The 18,150-nt window shown below is 72.4% G+C and carries 14 protein-coding genes and 2 tRNA genes; 5 read left to right on the top strand and 11 right to left on the bottom strand.

What is annotated here, in order from left to right:
• Positions 1 to 169: 169 nt before the first annotated feature.
• Positions 170 to 6,019, bottom strand: coding sequence for a PAS domain-containing protein (locus CD790_RS11320; RefSeq protein WP_144383051.1), 5,850 nt, complete (start codon positions 6,017 to 6,019; stop codon positions 170 to 172).
• Between the two features lie 180 nt (positions 6,020 to 6,199).
• Positions 6,200 to 6,769, bottom strand: a complete 570-nt coding sequence (locus CD790_RS11315; protein WP_144383050.1) for an SSI family serine proteinase inhibitor — start codon at positions 6,767 to 6,769, stop codon at positions 6,200 to 6,202.
• Between the two features lie 206 nt (positions 6,770 to 6,975).
• On the opposite strand from CD790_RS11315, the gene CD790_RS11310 reads away from it, so the two are divergent.
• Positions 6,976 to 7,066, top strand: a tRNA-Ser gene (locus CD790_RS11310).
• A gap of 559 nt (positions 7,067 to 7,625) precedes the next feature.
• Positions 7,626 to 7,698 (top strand) — tRNA-Arg (locus CD790_RS11305).
• 90 nt (positions 7,699 to 7,788) lie between these two features.
• Here the strand turns inward: CD790_RS11305 and CD790_RS11300 are convergent.
• The 3 genes from CD790_RS11300 to CD790_RS11290 all read right to left on the bottom strand — a co-directional run bounded on the left by CD790_RS11300 (position 7,789) and on the right by CD790_RS11290 (position 10,245).
• Positions 7,789 to 7,917: a hypothetical protein gene (locus CD790_RS11300; RefSeq protein ID WP_260867499.1), complete on the bottom strand. Its 129-nt coding sequence runs from the start codon at positions 7,915 to 7,917 to the stop codon at positions 7,789 to 7,791.
• A gap of 1,724 nt (positions 7,918 to 9,641) precedes the next feature.
• A complete protein-coding gene (locus CD790_RS11295; protein WP_144383049.1) occupies positions 9,642 to 9,929 on the bottom strand; it encodes a hypothetical protein in 288 nt (95 codons plus the stop codon).
• Positions 9,913 to 10,245: a DUF6415 family natural product biosynthesis protein gene (locus tag CD790_RS11290; protein ID WP_260867498.1), complete on the bottom strand. Its 333-nt coding sequence runs from the start codon at positions 10,243 to 10,245 to the stop codon at positions 9,913 to 9,915. Before CD790_RS11290 ends, CD790_RS11295 begins: the two co-directional genes overlap by 17 nt.
• A gap of 161 nt (positions 10,246 to 10,406) precedes the next feature.
• On the opposite strand from CD790_RS11290, the gene CD790_RS11285 reads away from it, so the two are divergent.
• Together CD790_RS11285 and CD790_RS11280 are read left to right on the top strand one after the other, a co-directional pair.
• On the top strand, positions 10,407 to 11,150 hold the full coding sequence (locus tag CD790_RS11285) for a helix-turn-helix domain-containing protein (protein WP_144383047.1): 744 nt from the start codon (positions 10,407 to 10,409) through the stop codon (positions 11,148 to 11,150).
• Positions 11,151 to 11,152: 2 nt separating this feature from the next.
• Positions 11,153 to 11,623 carry an NUDIX domain-containing protein gene (locus CD790_RS11280; protein ID WP_144383046.1) on the top strand — a complete coding sequence of 157 codons (471 nt, stop codon included), beginning with the start codon at positions 11,153 to 11,155 and terminating at the stop codon, positions 11,621 to 11,623.
• A 998-nt stretch (positions 11,624 to 12,621) separates the two neighbouring features.
• Here CD790_RS11280 and CD790_RS11270 read toward each other — a convergent pair.
• The 5 genes from CD790_RS11270 to CD790_RS11255 form a co-directional block, all read right to left on the bottom strand.
• Positions 12,622 to 13,479 (bottom strand): hypothetical protein, encoded by an 858-nt coding sequence (locus CD790_RS11270; protein ID WP_144383045.1) that lies wholly within the window; start codon positions 13,477 to 13,479, stop codon positions 12,622 to 12,624.
• The gene (locus CD790_RS11265) at positions 13,460 to 14,353 is read right to left on the bottom strand and encodes an aldo/keto reductase (protein WP_144383044.1); all 894 of its coding nucleotides are present in this window, start codon (positions 14,351 to 14,353) and stop codon (positions 13,460 to 13,462) included. The genes CD790_RS11270 and CD790_RS11265 overlap by 20 nt, the downstream gene beginning before the upstream one ends.
• On the bottom strand, positions 14,350 to 15,534 hold the full coding sequence (locus CD790_RS11260; RefSeq protein WP_144383043.1) for a cupin domain-containing protein: 1,185 nt from the start codon (positions 15,532 to 15,534) through the stop codon (positions 14,350 to 14,352). The genes CD790_RS11265 and CD790_RS11260 overlap by 4 nt, the downstream gene beginning before the upstream one ends.
• Positions 15,535 to 15,553: 19 nt before the next feature.
• Positions 15,554 to 15,685: a hypothetical protein gene (locus tag CD790_RS35670; RefSeq protein WP_260867497.1), complete on the bottom strand. Its 132-nt coding sequence runs from the start codon at positions 15,683 to 15,685 to the stop codon at positions 15,554 to 15,556.
• A 167-nt stretch (positions 15,686 to 15,852) separates the two neighbouring features.
• Positions 15,853 to 16,080 carry a hypothetical protein gene (locus CD790_RS11255; RefSeq protein ID WP_144383042.1) on the bottom strand — a complete coding sequence of 76 codons (228 nt, stop codon included), beginning with the start codon at positions 16,078 to 16,080 and terminating at the stop codon, positions 15,853 to 15,855.
• Positions 16,081 to 16,315: 235 nt separating this feature from the next.
• Between CD790_RS11255 and CD790_RS11250 the strand changes: the two genes are divergently transcribed.
• Positions 16,316 to 17,599, top strand: a complete 1,284-nt coding sequence (locus tag CD790_RS11250; RefSeq protein WP_144383041.1) for a helix-turn-helix domain-containing protein — start codon at positions 16,316 to 16,318, stop codon at positions 17,597 to 17,599.
• Here the strand turns inward: CD790_RS11250 and cutA are convergent.
• Positions 17,596 to 17,913 (bottom strand): divalent-cation tolerance protein CutA, encoded by a 318-nt coding sequence (cutA, locus tag CD790_RS11245; RefSeq protein WP_144383040.1) that lies wholly within the window; start codon positions 17,911 to 17,913, stop codon positions 17,596 to 17,598. The genes CD790_RS11250 and cutA overlap by 4 nt on opposite strands.
• Positions 17,914 to 18,150: the final 237 nt, after the last annotated feature.

Below are 18,150 nucleotides of genomic sequence, written 5' to 3'. Positions count from 1 at the left end.
TCCGTGTCCGCTGGCGGCGTCCGCGTCGGTGTCCGCGTCCGTGTCCGCTGGCGGCGTCCGCGTCGGTGTCCGCGGCCGTGTCCACTGACGGCGGCCGCGTCGGTGTCCGCGGCCGTGTCCACCGGCGGCGTCCGCCGGACGCCGTCAGCCGGTCGACGGCCGGACGCCGTCAGTTGGTGCCGATCTTCGCCAGCAGGTCCACGATCCGCGTCTGCACCTCCGCGCTCGTCGAGCGCTCCGCGAGGAACAGCACGGTCTCGCCCGAACTCAGCCGGGACAGCTGGCCCGGGTCGATGTCCGCCGAGGTGTAGACGACCAGGGGGGTGCGGTTGAGCAGCCCGTTGCCGCGCAGCCAGTCCACGATCCCGGCCCGGCGACGCCGCACCTGCATCAGGTCCATGACCACCAGATTGGGCCGCATCTGCCCGGCCAGCGCCACCGCGTCCGCGTCCGTCACCGCCCGTGCGACCTGCATCCCGCGCCGCTCCAGCGTCGCCGTCAGCGCGCCGGCGATCGGCTCGTGCTCCTCGATCAGCAACACCCGCGGCGGGTGCTGCTCGCTGTCGCGCGGCGCGAGCGCCTTGAGCAGCACGGCCGGGTCGGCGCCGTAGGCGGCCTCGCGCGTCGCCTGACCGAGCCCCGCCGTCACCAGCACCGGGACCTCGGCCGCGACGGCGGCCGTGCGCAGCGACTGCAGCGCGGTCCTGGTGATCGGACCGGTCAGCGGGTCGACGAACAGCGCGGCCGGATACGCCGCGATCTGAGCGTCCACCTCCTCCCGGGAGTTGACGATCACCGGGCGGTAGCCGCGGTCGCTCAGCGCCTGCTGGGTGGAGACGTCGGGCGCCGGCCAGACCAGCAGCCGGCGCGGGTTGTCCAGCGGCTCCGGCGGCAGTTCGTCGTCCGGCGGCGGCTGCGGGGTGCGGTCGTCGACGACCTCTATGGCGCCGTTCGGCCCGTCCAGCGGCTGCGGCCCCTCCTCGCCCTCGTCCGGCGCGCCGATCGCGAACGTCCGTCCGCGCCCGGTGGTGCCGTCCGCGGGCGCCCCCGGCCGGTGCGGCTGCGGCGGTGTCCCGGGCAGCGCGGGACCCGCGGAGCCCTGCGGCTGCGCGCCCTGCTGCGGTCCGCCGGGCGACTGCGAACGCGACTGCGAACGCGGCTGAGGGTGCGGTGGGGTGTGCGGCGGCGTGGCGCCCGGGCGCCCGGCGGGCATCGGCCCGACCTGCTCGTCCAGTTCCGGTCGCGAGGCCAGCTTGCGGCGCCGGCCCGAACCCGCGACGGGCATGCCGCCGGCCGGGGTCGGCGGCCCCTGCCGCTGCGGGTCGGTGCCGGGCGGCGCGAACGGCACGCCCTGGCCCAGCGTTCGCACGCTGATCGGCCGCCCGTGGGAGGTGTCCTGACCCGACTGCACGGCCCCGCCGGGCACGCCCTGGCCCAGGCCGCCCGGCCCAGGTCCCATGGCCAGGCCCGTACCGGGTCCGGGCTCCGCCGACTGGCGGGGCTCCTCGGCCAGGGGGCGTCGGGCCCGCCGTCGGCCGGTCGGCTCCTGCCCCGGCGTTTGCGGCTGTCCAGGCGCGATGGGCCGCGCGGGGTCGTACGGTGCCCCGTCGCTCGCTTCGCGCGCGGCCGGCAACGCGTGCCCGAGCGCGGCTCCGTCGGCGTCGAGACCCTCGCCGGGGCCGGCCGCCGTCGGGCCGTCCGCCGGGTAACCGGTGCCCCGGCCGCCGTCCGGCCGTCGCGCGGCGGGCAGACCGGCGGCCCCGGGCCCGTGCGGTCCCTCGTCCGCCCCCGTCCGCTGGCCGGGGGCCGGGGCGTCGCCGGCCCAGCCGCCCTGCGTCCCGGGGTCCTCGTCGAAGGCCGGCGCGTCCACGTCGGGGCCGTACGGTCCCGCCGCCCGCCGGCCGTCGGCCCAGCCGTCCCGCGCCGCCATGGCGCCGTCGCCGTACGGGGGTTGGGCGCCGCGGGCGCCGGTCGAGGCGGGAGCCCCCGGGGCCTGCGGGCCGTCGGCCCAACCGTCGTCCAGGGCCGCGTCGTCATCGGTGACGGGCATACCGCCCGGACCGTACGGGGGTTGGGCCCCGCGGGCGCGGCGCGCGCCGGGCACGGCGGCCGCGCCGGGGGCGTCGTCCTGGCTGTCCTCGGGGGGACCGAGGGCGTCCGGCCCCTGCGGATGGCCCGGGCCCTCCGCCCAGTCGGCCGAGGCATCGCCGGCACCAGGAGCACCAGGAGCACCGGGAACGCCCGGGGCGCCCGGCAGCGCGGTCGCGGGACCGCCGCGGTGGGCGCGTCGGCCCGCGGCGGGCGCACTCGCACCGGCGACGGCCTGTGGCGCACCGTGCTGGGCCGGGGCGAACGCGTCGCCCGGAGCGTGGCCCCACTCCTCCGTCCGCGACGCGGCGCCGTGCGGGCCGTCGGGCCAACCGGCCCCGGCTGCCCCGGCATCGGCCTCGGTTGGCCGGCGGTCGTCGTCCCGCGCCGGCAGGGCGCCGCGCGCACCGGCCTGTTGCGGTACGGGCATGCCCGCGGCGTCGTGCGGGGCGGCGCCGCGCGCCGTGCGGACTCCAGGGCTGCGCGGATGGGGTGCGCCGCCCGGAGCCGTGCCGTCGTCGAGCCGTCCGCGCGTGGCGGCGCCGGGCCCCGCCAGCGCCATGCCTCGGGCGGCGGCGAGGTCCTGCGAGCCGGGCAGGCCGTGCGGGACCCGCTGGGTGGCGGGCACGCCGTTCACCCCGTCGGCGTCGGACCCGTCCACACCCTGTGCGCCGGGAACGGCCCGCGCGTCGGCGGCCGCCGGGGCGCCGGGAACGGGCAGGGGGGCGGCGCCGCCCGGCAGACCGCGTTCGTCCGGGGCGAGCTGGGGACCGGGCACAGCCGGCAGCCCGGCGGGGCCGTTTCCGCCCGGCGCGTCGCCGGGCACACCCTGGGCGGGCACCAGGCCCGCCGGACCCGGGTCAGCCGGAGTCAGGCCCGCCGGACCCCGGTCTGCCGGACCCAGGTCGCCCGGCAGCGGGGACGCGGGCGCGCGGTCGGCGGCGGCCGGGGGGAGGGCGAAGGGAGCGCGGGCAGCCGGCGGCGCGCCGCCGTCGGCCGGGGCGCCCTGGGGCTGCGGGCCGGTGGCCTCGGGAGCGTGGGGCGCGCCGGGTCCGGCCTGGTCCGCGCTCTCCGAAAGGGCGCGCCGGGCGCGGCGGCGACCGGTGCCCGGAGGCGCCGGCTGGGCCTCGCCGGGAACAGACACGGCGGGCAGTGCGGGGACCGGGCCGTAGGCGCCCGTGGGCCCCTGGGGCGGGGTGGCGGCGGCGTCGGCGGCGGCCGGGGGGAGCGCGAAGGCCGCACGGGCACCCGCCGGGGCCTCCGACTCCTGGGCGGGGGCGCCGCGTCGGGCTCGGCGGCCGGTCGGCGCGGGTGCGGAAGGGACGGCCTCGCCCGCCGGACCCTGCGAGGGCACCAGCCGCTGGCCGGCCGGCCCGACCCCCGCGGGGCCGACCGGGCTCAGCCCGGCGGGGCCGTCGAGGGCCGGGATTCCCTGCTCGGGAGTGTGGCCGTCGCCGGGCGCGCTGGAGCGCCCGGCGGGCGCGGCGGATCCGTCAGGAGTGGCGGCACCGGCCGCGAGGACGCCGGGAGCGTCGCCGCGCGCCTGCCCCTGGGCCGTCGCGGGCAGCGGTTCGGCGCCGGGAGCCTGCTCCGGGGCGCGGCGCGCCCGACGCCGCCCGGTCGGCCGGGGCAACTCCTCCGGCGCGACGGCAGCCGCGTCCGCGACCGCCACCAGGCCGTTCGGCGCGCCCGCGCCGGCCCCCGGAGCCGCCATGGGGAGCGCGCCACCGTCGGTCGCGGGCGGGAACTGATCCTGGCCTCGGCCCTGGTCCTGGTCCTGGTCCTGGCCCTGGGCTCGGGCCGCGGTGCCGTCGCCGGGCGCGGCGCGGCGGGCACGGCGACCCTTCGGGGCGTCGGCGGCCGTGGGCTCCGCGCCGGCATGCGGCTTGGCGTCCTGGTCCGGCTCGCCGTCCTCGACCGGCACCGGGGTCGAACCGGTGGCGGCGACGGCGCCGTCCGTGCGGCCGCTCCCGTCGGTATGGCCCGCGCCGTCGGTCGCGTCCGCGCGGCCCGTGGCGTCCGCACCGTGCGTGGCGTCTGCGCCGTGCGTGCCATGCGTGGCGTCCGCGCCGTGCGTGGCGTGCGTGCCGGCGGTGCCGTTCGCGCCGTTCGTGCGTTCGCCCGAGGCGGCGGCTCCAGGGAGAGCGGTGGCTGCGGCGGCCGCGGGGCCGGCGGCCGCCGCCGAGGCCGGCACGTCCAGGACATACGCGCTGCCGCCGCCCATTCCGGGCACCTCGTGCGTCTGCAGCACCCCGCCGTGCAACCGCACGATGCCGCGGACGAGGGGACCGTGCACCGGGTCGCCGCCCGGGAAGGGCCCGCGGACCTCGATCCGCACGGCCTGGCCGCGCTGGGCGGCCGCGACGACGATCGTGGAGTCTCCGGCGGGGATTCCACCGCCGGCCGCGTTCCCGGTGGAGTCGACCCCGGCGACGTCCGCGATCAGGTGGGCGAGCGCCTGGGCCAGCCGCACCGGGTCCACCTCGGCCTCGATGGGCGGCGCGTGCACCGCGAACTGCGCCCGGCCGGGGCCGATCAGCTCGACCGCGCCCTCGACACCCGCGGCCACCACGGCGTCCAGGGAGACGCGCCGCCGCTCCAGCCGCTCGGCGCCGGTGTCCAGGCGCTGGAAGCTGAGGACGTTGTCGACGAGAGTGGTCATCCGGGTGTAGCCGGCGGCCAGGTAGTGCAGGATCTGGTTGGCCTCGGGCCACAGCTGGCCGGCCGGGTCGGCGGCGAGCGTGCCCAGCTCGGCGCGGAGCTGCAAGAGCGGCCCGCGCAGCGACTCGTCCAGCACGGCGAGGAGTTGCGAGTGCCGGGCGGCCAGCGCGTCGTGGCGCGCGGTCTGCTCGGCGAGCATGGCGTCGTACGCCTCGGTCTTCTCCGCGAGCATGGCGTCGTAGGCCGCGGTCTTCTCGGCGACCATGGCGTCGTAGCGTTCGGTCTGTTCGGCCACCATCGCGTCGTAGCGCGCGGTCTGCTCGGCGAGCATGGCGTCGTACGCCTCGGTCTTCTCGGCGACCATGGCGTCGTACGCCTCGGTCTTCTCCGCGACCATGGCGTCGTAGCGCTGGGTCTGCTCGGCCACCATCGCGTCATAGCGCTCGGTGTGCCGGGCGACCGTCGCCTCGTACTGCCGCCGGTCGGTGAAGGTCATCACCGCGCCGACCAGCTGGTCCCCGTCGCGGACCGGGGCGGTGGTCAGGTCGACGGGCACCTTGGTGCCGTCCTTCGCCCACAGCGTCTGGTTGCGCACCCGGTGCTTGCGCCCCGAGCGCAGCGTGTCGGCGAGCGGGGACTCCTCGTACGGCAGCGGGGAGCCGTCCGCGCGCGAGTGGTGCACCAGCGGGTGCAGCTCCTGGCCGCCCAGGTCGCTGGCGCGGTAGCCCAGGATCTGCGCGGCGGACGGGTTGACCAGGACGACCTTGCCGTCGGTGTCCACGCCGACCACGCCCTCGGCGGCGGCGCGCAGGATCATCTCGGTCTGCCGCTGCTGGCGCGCGAGTTCGGCCTCGGTGTCCACCGTGCCGGTCAGGTCGCGCACGACGAGCATGAGCAGCTCGTCGCCGGTGTAGCTGTGGTTGTCGGCGTACGGGGTGCGGCCGTCCTCCAGATTGGCACTGGTCACCTCGACCGGGAACTGGAACCCGTCGGTGCGCCGCGCCATCATCCGGGTGGGTCGGGTGCGGCCGCCCTCGCGGTCGTCGATGGGGCGGCGCATCGATCCCGGGATGCGCTTGGAGTCGAAGTCCGGCAGCAGATCGAGGAGCCCACGGCCGACCAGCGCGGTGCCGGGCGTCTCGAAGCTCTCCAGTGCGATGTGGTTGGCGTTGACCACCGTGCCGTTGCAGTTGACCAGCAGCAGCGCGTCGGGAAGGGCGTCGAGTATGGCTGCGAGGCGAGCAGCGCCTCGGGATGGCCTGCTGCTCACGACGACGCTTCCTCCCTGGTTACCGCACCTTGCCGACACTCGCGGCCAGTCTGCCGCCCGGCCCTTGGAGTGTCACTAGAAGGGAGTCTAAGGGCAGGGGATACGGGAGCGGCGGCGGATGAGAGGGAGGTTCTGCCACGCCTTTGTGCGACTCGCCGCACGCCGGACATGTGGCGTCCGTCACGAGCCGATCTTCGGCAACAGGGGCACGAACTTGTTCCAGCGGGCAATCTCGCAGCCGTCCTCGCGGTTGAAGTGCGCGTCTACGGGGCGGCCGGCCCAGACTCCGGTGACGTGTGCGGTGGCCGGTCCGCCGTACTGCAGGGTGCAGTTCGAGCCGGGCGAAACGGGGGCGAACAGGTCGCGACCCCAGCGGGTCTGGCCGTCCAGCGTCGTGCACGCCTCCTTCGCCTTGGGGTGGTCGCCGCCGGTGGGGTGGCAGGTCAACTCGTACGTCCCGTCCGTGCCGAGCCCCGCGCCGTGGACGGCGACGGTGAGGTGCTGCTCCGGATCGCGCGGCTCCTCGGCCTCGCCGGCCCCCGCCCCGTCGCCCGGCCGGCCGACGGGGTCGTGCACCGGCCCGCCCGGCGCCGAGCCCTCGGGCGCGGCGCGGTGCTCCCGCTCGGGGAGCGGCAGCGGCAGCGGTGCCGCGAGGGCCGTCGCCGGGACGCTGGTCAGGGCCGCGGCGGCCGCGGCGGTGGCGACGGCGGCCCGCCGCAGCAGCAGCGGCAGCGGCGTGGACGTGCTCATGGTCGTACTCCTGGGCTCGGAGGGCCGGGGGCACACACTGCCCCCTTTCCTCTAACGCGCACACGCCTCGCACGTTGCGGCCCCGGCGAGCGCTTTGCTCCGGTGCCGGGCGGCCTAGTACCGTAGAACGCGATTGGTGACCTGCCGCACGGCTGTGTCATCATCTGCACACGCCACCTCGCGCTTGCGCGGTGTGGAGTGGCAATGGAGGCGTCGCCTAGTCCGGTCTATGGCGCCGCACTGCTAATGCGGTTTGGGGCTTACCCCCCATCGAGGGTTCAAATCCCTCCGCCTCCGCTTACGAGAAGGGCCCCGGTCGCTACCGACCGGGGCCCTTCGCCGTTCCCGGCCAGAGGGCTCTTCCCGCTTCCGACCCGACGGGTTCTTGCCCCTCTTACCGGTCCTTCCGGCCGGAGGGCTCTTCGCTCTTCCGGCCGCGCGGCGCTCCCTTCCGGCCGACAGGCTCTTCCCGCTTTCGACCGCGTCGCGCCCTTCTCCTCTTCCGGCGGACTCGCATGGCCCTCTGGTGGTCTCCGGACACCTTCCGGCGCGCTCCCCGTCCACCCCTTGGACAACCTCGACCCGCCGTCCGCCCATCGGCGCCCCCTCGAACGCCCCTCGAACGTCACTGCCGCGCCCCTCGGACATCCCCGACGGCCCTCAGGGATGTGCAAGCGCTCACATTCGGCCCTCCGAAGCGGTCCGCGCTCCGCGTGGGCCCACACCGGTCGATCTTGCGTAGTCGGCGTTTTCGCAGGTCAGAGGGGGTGTGGCAAACGGATTTCGCGTGACGGCGCAGGTCATGTAATGTTGTTCCCGCAACGCCGACCGGCAAGAAAAACCGCCGGGAAGCCAAGCGCTCGTAGCTTAACGGATAGAGCACTTGACTACGGATCAAGAGGTTGCAGGTTCGAATCCTGCCGAGCGCGCAGCAGGCCAGAGGCCCCTTCCGGGAACGGGAGGGGCCTCTGGCGTTTGCGATGACGGCAGTTTTGACGGCAACCGCTCCGCAGGGTGGATCAGACCGCTGCCAGCACACCGCCCGCGCCGGCATCGTCGTCTGGCTCGTTGCCGTCACGCAGGGCGTCGCCGACGCGGTCGAAGGCGGCACGCTGAGAGTCCAGCCGGACGAAGGTGTAGATGTCCATCGTCACGCGTATGGAGCTGTGCCCGAGAACTTCCATGATCGTTCGGGCGTCGGCCCCGCGCTCGCGGAGGCTTCCCTGCGCAGACGGTCGACCATCTCTGCGATCTCCGCGAGCAGCGCGCGGCCCTCCGGGCTCAAAGTGAATCCTCCCCGTGCTCGTACATGCCAGAACTGCCAGGACTTGCAGGGCCTCGGGCGGACAGCTCCGCCTACCCACCGGCCAGGAGCTGTTCAGAGTTTCTTTACTGGATCAAGGCGGCCCGCTTGCGCGGGCCGCGCGCGCTGGCGGCCCGTGGCCGCCGCCCGCTCCTGTCTACCGCCCCGCTCGCGCCGCCCCCGGCCCACTCAGCGCGCACCCCCAGCAAGCGCCCCGGCCGCGCCAGCGAGACACCCGGCAGCCGGCAACCGCTCCACCAGGCCGACGCCGACGACGAGCCCCTTTCGGCGACCACCACCAGGACCACGCGCTTGCGACCCCGCTCCACTGCCCACCAGCGGGAACGACGAGCGGCTGGCCGGAGCGGCGCCTACGACCGTAAGCCTCCGTGGCCAGCACCATCGGCGACCGCGGCCCGTCCGGGCGACTCACAAGCGGCCAGCAGCGGAGGAGGGGGCCCGGCTGAACTCCGGCCGCTGTCCGCACCCCCGGCACGTGACCGGCCGCCGTACCCCCGCCGTCACGCAGCTGCTGCCGCGTGGTGGCTGAGCCCGCCGCGGTCGCTCCGCGTCGGCTCGCGCATCGTCGTGGCCGAGCAGCGTGACGACACCCCAACACAACCGCCGTGCATCCGGACATCCGAGCCGGCCCCCTTCACTCCCTGGTCTGCGAACTGGAGGGGCTGATCGAGCGCGAGCACGACAACCACCCCGGTACCATCGGCACCGGGGTCTTCACAGAGGGCTCCCGACCGGATCACCCGCAGCCTGCCAGGGTTTGAGGGGTGGTCCGGTCTTTTGCGTCTGAAGTTGTCGAAAGCGGCCCGGCCCCTCCAAGGCCGGGAGGGCTGGCCGGGACCGGGCCGCAGGGCGGCAGATAGAGAGAGCCGCCCCCTTCCCCCGCGCGTCTTCACCAGGCAACGGGGGGTACCTGGGCTTCGACAGACACACCGGGGGGATCAAGGACAGGGTCGACGCTTACTCCCCAGGGCGACGACCCCGCCCAGCTCTACGGAGGCCTGCTCCCGCCGGCGCAGCCTCCGTCCAGTGCGGGGCCGGACCCATCGGCTGCCAACGACCACGCCCGCGGGTCCATCTCACGAAGTCGCCGGGCAGAGTCCGCCTGAAGATCGGGCTCGTCCACCAGGTGCAGCCCGGCGGCGTCCTGTCGGCCTTTGTCCAGCCACTCGTAGAACTCGCGCTGGCTCAGGTGCCGGCCCCACCAGGTGCTCACCGCGTCAACGACCCGCGAGCATCCTCGCTCCACGGTGCGCGCCCATCGGACACCCCACCGCCCACCACCGGCCCGGTTCCTCGACCCGGACCGGACCGGCACTAGTTGAGCACCGGGCCCACCAGGGTCAGTCACCGCCCAATAGCGCGTCACCGTCTCGGTGAACCGCTCATGCTCCCGGAACCGAGCACGATGCAGCCGCATCCACAGCTCGAACAGCGGCGCGCCCTCGGTAGCCCAGACAGAGCCGGCCCCACACGCGTCGCAGGTCACCCGGACCCGCAGAACCGGCGCATCCGGCGCCACCTCGAACCGCAACCGTGACACCAGATCGATCACGAACACCCACCCCCCGTCACCGAGACGAGCCGGCCCTCACGCTCCACCAGGAGCCGCGACTGATCCGGCAGCCACCACGTGGACCCCGCGTCGAAGACCAGCACCACAGCCGGCGCACCGGAGGCGTACCGACCCGACTGCACCGCGCGCACCGGCAACCAGCAGCCCGCCAGCCGCACCCGATCCCCCGGCACCACCGCAGCCGCAGCCACCTGAGGACCGGCAGGCCAGGTGGAGGCGAGCCCCGACGGCGCCACCAGCCGCAGGTCACTCCTCATCGTCACCCACCGGCCCCTTCAACCCGGAGTTGTCCAACAGGAACTGGCAGGTACGTCCCAGGTGTCGAACGTGATCGCTGGCCGACTGCAAGCCCGGCCCGAGCCCCGCGATCAGCAGGTGAGGAACCGTGTTCAGCTTGCAGCGCCGTCGGTACCACGCAACCGAGCCCCGCCACAGGCCGTCAACCTGCCGCTCAGCCAGCGGCAACAACACCACCGCATGCCCCAACAGCGCCCCATACAGCTCGCGCAGTTCCTCATACGCGGGCAGCGCCGACCGCTCCACCACGGCTCGGGCGATCGTCGTCTCGATCTCGTCCACATCAATGTCCGTTCGAGGACTCGTAGTCCTGTCGGTGCCCATGGACCGGAGCATCTGGCAGTTGGCCGGGACGTCGGAACTACCGACAAACCCCACTTCGGGACGTCCCGCATCGGGTAGAACGTCCCTAGTGCCGTCCTCGGATACAGGGAGAGACTGAGATGCCGAACGAGAGGCTACGTGCCGCAATGGCTGCTGGCGGCTGGACGTGCGCCACCCTCGCAGACAAGGTCGAAGTCGATCCCAAGTCCGTCGAACGCTGGGTCAACCTGGGGCGTACTCCGCGTCGTGCCACGGCCATGTTGGCGGCCGAAACACTAGGAGAAGACGTGCATGCTCTATGGCCAGCGCTCCGCCAGGCGCGCGCTGCCCGCGCAGTCAGCCCGGAACTCGTGGCGCTCTACGATCAGCGGGCGGACATCCCCGTGTCCGCTTTCGTGGACATGCTGACCCAGGCTCGCGAGCAAATCGACGTGCTGGTGTATGCCGCTGTGTTTCTGCATGAGGCGTACCCGCGCCTCAACGATCTCTTGCGAGAGCGAGCGACCGAGGGCTGCGCGGTCCGCATCGCGGTCGGCGACCCGGACAGTGCGAATGTCCGGCAGCGTGGCGAAGAAGAGAGGTTCGGGCACGGGATTGAGTCCCGTTGCCGATTGGCTCTCATGCACTACCGCCCTCTTGTCGGGGTACCCGGCATCGAGGTGCGGGCCCACTCGACGACGCTCTACAACTCGATCTATCGCGCAGATGATCAGATGATGGTCAACGCCCACGTCTGGGGTGTGAACGCCTTTGGTGCTCCTGTGTGGCATCTTCGACGGAGCGGAGAAGGCGGCATGTTCGACACATACGTCGACAGCTTCGACGCGGTGTGGGGGACCGCGACGCCGGTACGAGAAGGGTGACCATGGCGCGGACCGAGTACTACGACGACCCAGCGGCACCCGAGCCGAACAGTTTGGTGGTTGCTGCATCTGCCGTGGTCACCGACCAAGAGGGTCGCATTCTCCTTCAGCGCAGACGAGACAACGATCTCTGGGCGCTGCCCGGTGGCGGCATGGAGATGAACGATTCACTGCCAGGAACGGCCGTCCGGGAGGTGAAAGAGGAGACGGGCCTGGACGTGGAGATCACGGGCCTCGTAGGCACCTACACCGACCCTCGGCACGTCATCGCCTACTCGGACGGCGAAGTCCGCAGACAGTTCAATATCTGCTTCACAGCCCGCGTGGTCGGCGGCCGGCTGGCGATTTCGGATGAGTCCACTGAACTGCGGTTCATCCAACCCGAGGAAATTGATCAACTGCCGATGCACCACACGCAGCGGCTCCGACTCCGCCACTTCCTGGAGCACCGCGGGCGACCCTATCTCGGCTGATTTCGTACGCCCCAGTAACGACAATGACAGCACCTAGATGATCTATTCCAAGTGAGTTTAGGGGTGATCCCGACAGTCGGTCGCCACGGTGCGAGATGCGGCGATGCCTTCAGCAGGTCGTCGGATTTCACGTACAGTGCGGTGGCGAGGGAGGCCAAGTCTGGCGTCACAACCGCACTTTGGGCTCCCTCGCCTCATGCGCGCAGCCGATCCCTTGGAATCGATCATCTAGGGGCGGCGGCATCCACAACCCCCTTGAAAGCCGTTGTGGCGGTGCGTCACGTGGAGCGCAGCTGACATCAGTGCTGACATCAACGACGGCACACGATGCCCGCCACCGGGCCGCCATGAGCACCAGACCAGAGTGCGGTCGAGGGCTGTACCAGGACCCCGCCCGAACCTACGGATCAAGAGGTTGCAGGTTCGAATCCTGCCGAGCGCGCAGCAGGCCAGAGGCCCCTTCCGGGAACGGAAGGGGCCTCTGGCGTATGTGGTGACAGCAACGGTGACAGCAACCGCCGGGCGAGTTGCATCAGACTTCGGCCGGGACTCCGCTCAGACCATCGTCGTCGCGGTCGTTGCTGTCACGCAGGGCGTCGCCGACGCGGTCGAAGGCGGCGCGCCGACAGCAGCGGGACGTACGCCAGGCACGCACAGGTCACCGCGGATTGCCCTTCACCCAGATGTGGCCGGGGCGGTCGGCCTCCACGGCTTTACCCACCTGTTCGGCTCGGGGCCCGTGTCGGGCAAGTCCAGGGGGCCACTCGTGCTCATTTGCGGTCAGGCCCCAAGCTTGCCCGAGTTGCCGGCCAGCGTACGGCCCGTGAACATGCCCGACCCCAACCCGAACAGGTCACCGGCCAAACCGCTCCGGCCGACCGCGATGCACAGGCGCGGCAGCCGTCACCAAATGCCACGGAGAGGGCGGGAAGGCGGGAGTTAACGTACGCGAGCCCCAGCGGGGAGGGGTGCGCTGGGGCTCGTACGGGAGGCGCCAATCAGGCGGTCGGATGGGCGAGGGCCGGGGCCGGGGGACGGACCCCCGTCAGTTCCTCCGCTCGCTCTCGCAGGAGTGGGGCCAGCTCGACGTACCAGCCACGGCCCACGGCTTGGAGCATCTCGGCGAGGGCGATCTGTTGGCCGATCCGGCCGGCGGGGGTGTCGAGGACATGGGCGAACTCGGCACGGATGCGGTCGGCGACGGTGGGGACGCGGAGGCTGTTCACGTAGAGCATCGCGGGGTCGTAGCCGACGGGGACGGCGCCCCAGCGCTCCCAGTCCAGGATGACGAGCGGGTCATGGGTGAGGTTGGCCCACTGGAGGTCGGCGTGTCCGGTGACGCGTTCGGTGATGGCCGGGGCGGGGATCCCCAGGAACTCGGGGAAGACCCGGTCGGCCCAGGACTGGCGGATGGTCTCGCGGGGCGGTTCGGCGGTGCTGAGGGCGTCCAGGCTTTCCCGCAGGGTCGTCCACCAGGAGTCCGGCAGGCCCGGATCCTCGGTGAGGTCGGGTGTCTCCGGCGAGATGACGGGCTGAGCGATGTAGTCGATCAGCTCCGCTTCGAAGACGTACTCGCCCCCGTCCCAGCGGTACAGGTCGTGGAGGTGCGGGCGGGACACCTTGCCGGACACCCGTTCCTCGGCGAGGGCGATCCCCTCGTTCCGGGTGGCGGGGGTCTTCGCTGCCTCGCCGCAGTGGACGCGGAGCCAGTGGCCGCCCTCGGTGCGGCTGCCGATGGTGCGGCCGAGCCACCCCCAGGCCGGCGCACCCGTCGTCGTGGCGGCGAGGTGGGCAGCGGCGTGGGCCAGGGCGTCCTCCATGCGTGCCCTGGTGGTCTCATCCTTGGGCGAGTACATCGGTGACCTTCCTGAGGTGGCCCGGATCGAGCGGGGCGGCAGTGGTGGCCTTTGCGGCGGCCCAATGGTGGGCGGTGCCAGCAGACAGCAGTACCACGTCCAGGCTCGGGCAGGAGGCCGCAGCGAGGAGACAGGCGGTGGCCGGCGAGGCCCCCGGGCGGATGAACTCGGCGAGTTCGGGCGTGACGAGGCCCGGCAGTTCGCCGCCGTGCAGAGGCGAGGAACCGAAGGTGATCAGGCCCGCCGCACGGGCCAGGATGAGAGGGCCCCGGCCATCGAGGGCGAGGGCGATCGGCCTTGCCATGACGAGGCTGACCGGCTGTTGGACGGCCCGCAGGTGATGTTCACCCGAACCAGCGGCCTCGATGGCCAGGCCCAGGAGTTCGGACACCGAGAAGGCGTCGTGCAGGAACCCGGACCAGGTGGCCACTCCGTACCCGCCGATCCTGCCGGCGGCAGCGAACTCCTCCAGCACCGCGAACACATCACGAAGCGCCGAATGAAGCTCCGTGGGACACAAGCCGGCGTGCTCCGGGTTGTGGACGAACACGAGGTCGATCCGGCCGAGAGCGGCCAGGGACCTATTCGTCTGCCATCGGACGAAGCCGGGGTCGAGGCTGTGTCCGGCCCGGACCTGGGCAGCGGTGAGGAGCCCGGCTCGAAGAGCAGCCGCGCCTTCATCCGGGCCGAAGAAGCCTGTCTTCGTTGCCACCATGGCGCGCGGGTGGTCGGCGATGACGGGGCCGAGCGCCTGGTGGGCGCTGCCGTAGTTGGGGGCGGTGTCGATCCACACGAGCCCGTCGGTGCAGGCGGTGCGGGCCGCCTGTTCGACGGCGCGCACCCGGTACGTTCCCAGTCCCAGGGAAGCGGTCACGAGGAGCCTCCGACCACGGCGACGGCCTGACCGGCAACCAGCGCGGAGACGACCTCCGCCACCTGGACGAGGGTGAGAGCGGACTCGGCGGCCAGGTCCGCGAGGGTGGCCGGCGGTCCACCAGCGAGGAGGCGAAGGACCGGGGCGGCGGGGAGGGCGAAGGTCCACTCGTTCCCCGCCCCGGCGAAGGTCACGGCCTGGTCGTCCTGGTCGATCCGGGCACGGGGCACCGTGGCCTGCACCGTGATGCCTGGTTCGGCAGGCACGGCGGTGAGGTGTGGCAGTGACAGGCGCGGGCGCCCGGGGTGCGTCGCGTCCAGAGACCTTTCCCAGCGGTCCAGAACCGCAGGGTCGTCCAGGGCGGCCAGTACATCCTTCCGTACAGCAGCCAGGTAGTCCGCCCGCTCCTCCGGAGTGCCGAAACGCGGTACGTCCGCCCGGACGGTCACACTCGCCCGCAGGTCGTCGCAGAGCCAGCCCAGGAACTCGGCGCCGGTCCGTGTGGCGAGCCCGAAGGTCAGGTGCAGTGAGGCGGTGCCCTGGTCGGCGCTCACGGCGTGCCACCAACCGCGCGGCAGATAGAGCACGTCGCCGGGCGTCAGGACGATGTCCGCGATCGGGTCGCCTGTCGGGACCTCCGGAGCTTCCACGTCGCGCCAGGCGGGGGCCTGCCGGGTGGGGCCGTAGATCTTCCACCGCTTGGAGCCTTCGAGCTGGAGCACCACCACGTCGTGGTCGTCCCAGTGGGTGCCGAAGCCTTCCTCGGCGGTCCACGAGGCGTACGCGTTGACCTGCACGGAGGTGCGGAAGAACTGTTCGAGGCCGGCTGCGGCTTCCCGGACGGGCGGGTGGATCTGGTCGATCGCGTCGATGACGAGGGACGCGCCCTCGGCGAGCCGGGCGTGGAACTCGGCAGGCTGGGGCTGGTACCAGGAAACCCCGCGACGGTTCGTGCGGAGGATCGAGTACGTCGTGGCGGGGACGGCTTCCCCGGTGCGAGAGAGCCGCATTCGGGGAGGTTCGAGCCGGTGAGCGGCCACGATCTCGTTGAGGTCGTCCCAGGCCAGCAGCGAGGGGTGGGCGTTGCCATTGGAGCGGATCACTTTGTGGGCCCGGAAGCACGTCTGGGCGAGGAACGTGTCCCCGCCCAGACGCTCGGCCCACGATGCGGAATCGATCACCGTGGGTCTCCTCGGTCGATCAGGTGTCGTTCATGTCCGACTTGCCGCCGGTGTTGTCCGAGGCTTCCTCGGCACGCGAGCGGGCCGCGGCGATGCGGCGGACACCGATCAGCAGGCCACTGGTCTGCTCGGCGGGAGCGTTCTCGTTCATTCCGTACTCCTTCCTGATCTCGATGGGTCCCGCCGGGGTCCCGGCGGGAACTCTGCGGGTCAACTCCCGTGGTCTCCAGCTACGGTCAGGGTGACCACCAGGACGCTGGGCGACGACGTACAGGAGGACGGCGAGCTGTTGACGCCAACCCCAGGGGGCGCGTGCGGTCAGCCGCGTTCCAGGCTGGAGGGGTCCTCGACCACCCACTCCACCCCGCCGCTCTCCGGCCGGGCGAAGACGGCGTTCTGCATGACGACGCCGGTCTTCGGGTCCTCGAACTCGCCGATGAACTGCACGATGCCGGTGCGGCCGTTCAGCGGGTCGCGGATGAGGGTGCCTTCGCTGACCCAGCCGGGCACGGTCTGCCGTTGACGAGTACGGCTCTTGGTGGACACTGCGCCTCTCCTCGGTCTCGGTCGGGCACTGCACTCCAGGGACACAGCGGCCACAGGTCTGACGTCGCGGACGGTCCTACGGCCCGCTGCGAGGGGGGAGACCGCCTCTCCGGGCGGCTGTGACCAGTCAACTGCCGTCAGCGTTTGGACGGATGGGCCGGAAGGCATGGCCATTCCGGGGATATAGCCAGGCTTTATGGCCAGGCTGGGATCTGGGCTCAGTGGACAGCCGAGGATGGCGATGATGACCACGAACGAGGACGACGGCGTGGAAACGATCGGGCCGCTGTTGCGGCGCCTGCGTATGGCTAGCGGTCGCACTCAGGAGGAACTGGCGGCTGATCTCTCCGCGCGGCGGGGGTACCCGCTGGAGCAGGGTGCGGTGTCGCGGTGGGAGACCCACGAGCGTCTCCCGGACCCGGCTTCGCGGGCGCTGCTGTCCGCGGAGTTCGGCGTGCCGGAGGAGGAATTGCGGCGGGCCGTCACTCTCGCTCGGCGTCTGCGACGTCAGGAGAAGAAGGGCGAGACCGACCAGGAGAACGACGTGTTCGACCGCCGTGGATTCATGACGGCTACGACCGGCGCCGGGATCGCCGTCATACAGCCCTCTTCTCTGCTTTCGCCGGGGAGGAGGATCGGGGCCGACGTCCCGAAGCAGTTGAGCCACCGCACCGCCAGGCTCCGCCGCCTGGACGACTTCGTGGGTGGCGGAGACACGTACCAGATGTATGTCCAGGAGCTGGAGAACACGACCCGGCTGGCGGACGAAGGGGTCTACAGCGAGGCGACAGGCCGGGGCCTGCGCGGAATCATCGCTGAACAGGCCCAGCTTGCGGGCTGGGCGGCGTATGACGCCGGGAACTACGAGGGGGCTCGCGGGCACTACATGACGGCTTTAGCCGCGTCGCGGGCCGCAGAGGACACCGCCCTGGAAGGCAACTCGCTGGCGTTCCTGGCTTACCTGGAGTGGACGGTGGGCGGTGGCTCCGGGATCAGGTTCGCCACGGCCGCGTACGAGGCACTCGGCTCCGGGACGGCGCCTGTGGTGCGGGCGCTGCTGGCGGACCGGCTGGCGTGGCAGCACGCGACCGCGGGAAACGGCCGGGAGGCGGACTACGCCCTGGGCGTTGCCGAAGAGGCCATCCACGAGCACAGCGACGAGCCAGGCCCGGATTGGGCGTACTGGGTTGACCGCGACGAGATCGCGATCATGACGGGGCGCTGCTGGGCGGAGCTGCACCGACCGCTACGAGCCATCCCAGCCTTGGAGGACGCTTTGGCCCGGTACGACGACACCCGGGCTCGGGACAAGGCGCTGTACCTGTCATGGCTGGCAGCGGCGTACCTGGACGCGGGAGAGGTCGAGCACTCGACCGCGATCACGGCGCGGGTGTTCGACCTCTCCGAGGGACTCGCGTCGATCAGACCGATGGCGCGAGCCCGTCTGATGGCCAAGCGGCTGGAGCCCCACCGGTCCCTCGCCCCGGTCGGCGCGCTACTGGAGCGTGCGAAGGGCTAGTGGGTGGCCCGGGTGATCCAGTCCAGGTACTCCGCACGGCCGGCATCGATCGTGAACGCGATGACCTCCGGCGAGTCGTAGGGGTGGTTATCCACCAGGTGCTTCTCCAGTGCCTCACGCCGGTCACCGGTCGTACGGAAGGTCACCTGATACTCGGTGCCCTCTGAAACTTCGCCGAGGTGTCGGTACGTCGTCTCGATGGGTCCGGTCACCTGCCCGGAAGCGGCTAGGCTCGCCTCCACCGCCGAGCGCGACAGCGTCCGCGCAGCGTCCTGATTGTCCACGGTCGTGATTACGATCAAGAAGTCAGCCATGGGGGCAACGTATCCGCCCCATGCATCGCGCCCATACGGTGCCAGCGGACCAGGTGTGGACCACCGGAGGCCCCGAGGGACCCGAGAGGCCGGGGGAACGAGCAGGTCGGGCACGGCGAACACGCTCCCCGCAGCACCCTCTTGAAAACCGTCGTGGCAGTGCATCACGTGGGGCCCGAGGACTTCCATGATTGTTCGTGCGTCGGCTCCGCGCTCGGAATCGCGCCCTGGGACCTC

This window comes from Streptomyces sp. SAJ15 (genome assembly GCF_007595705.1).
In the GTDB taxonomy this organism is placed as follows: domain Bacteria; phylum Actinomycetota; class Actinomycetes; order Streptomycetales; family Streptomycetaceae; genus Streptomyces.
The sequence above is the reverse complement of the archived record's forward strand: the minus strand, read 5'-3'. Positions and strand labels throughout refer to the sequence as shown.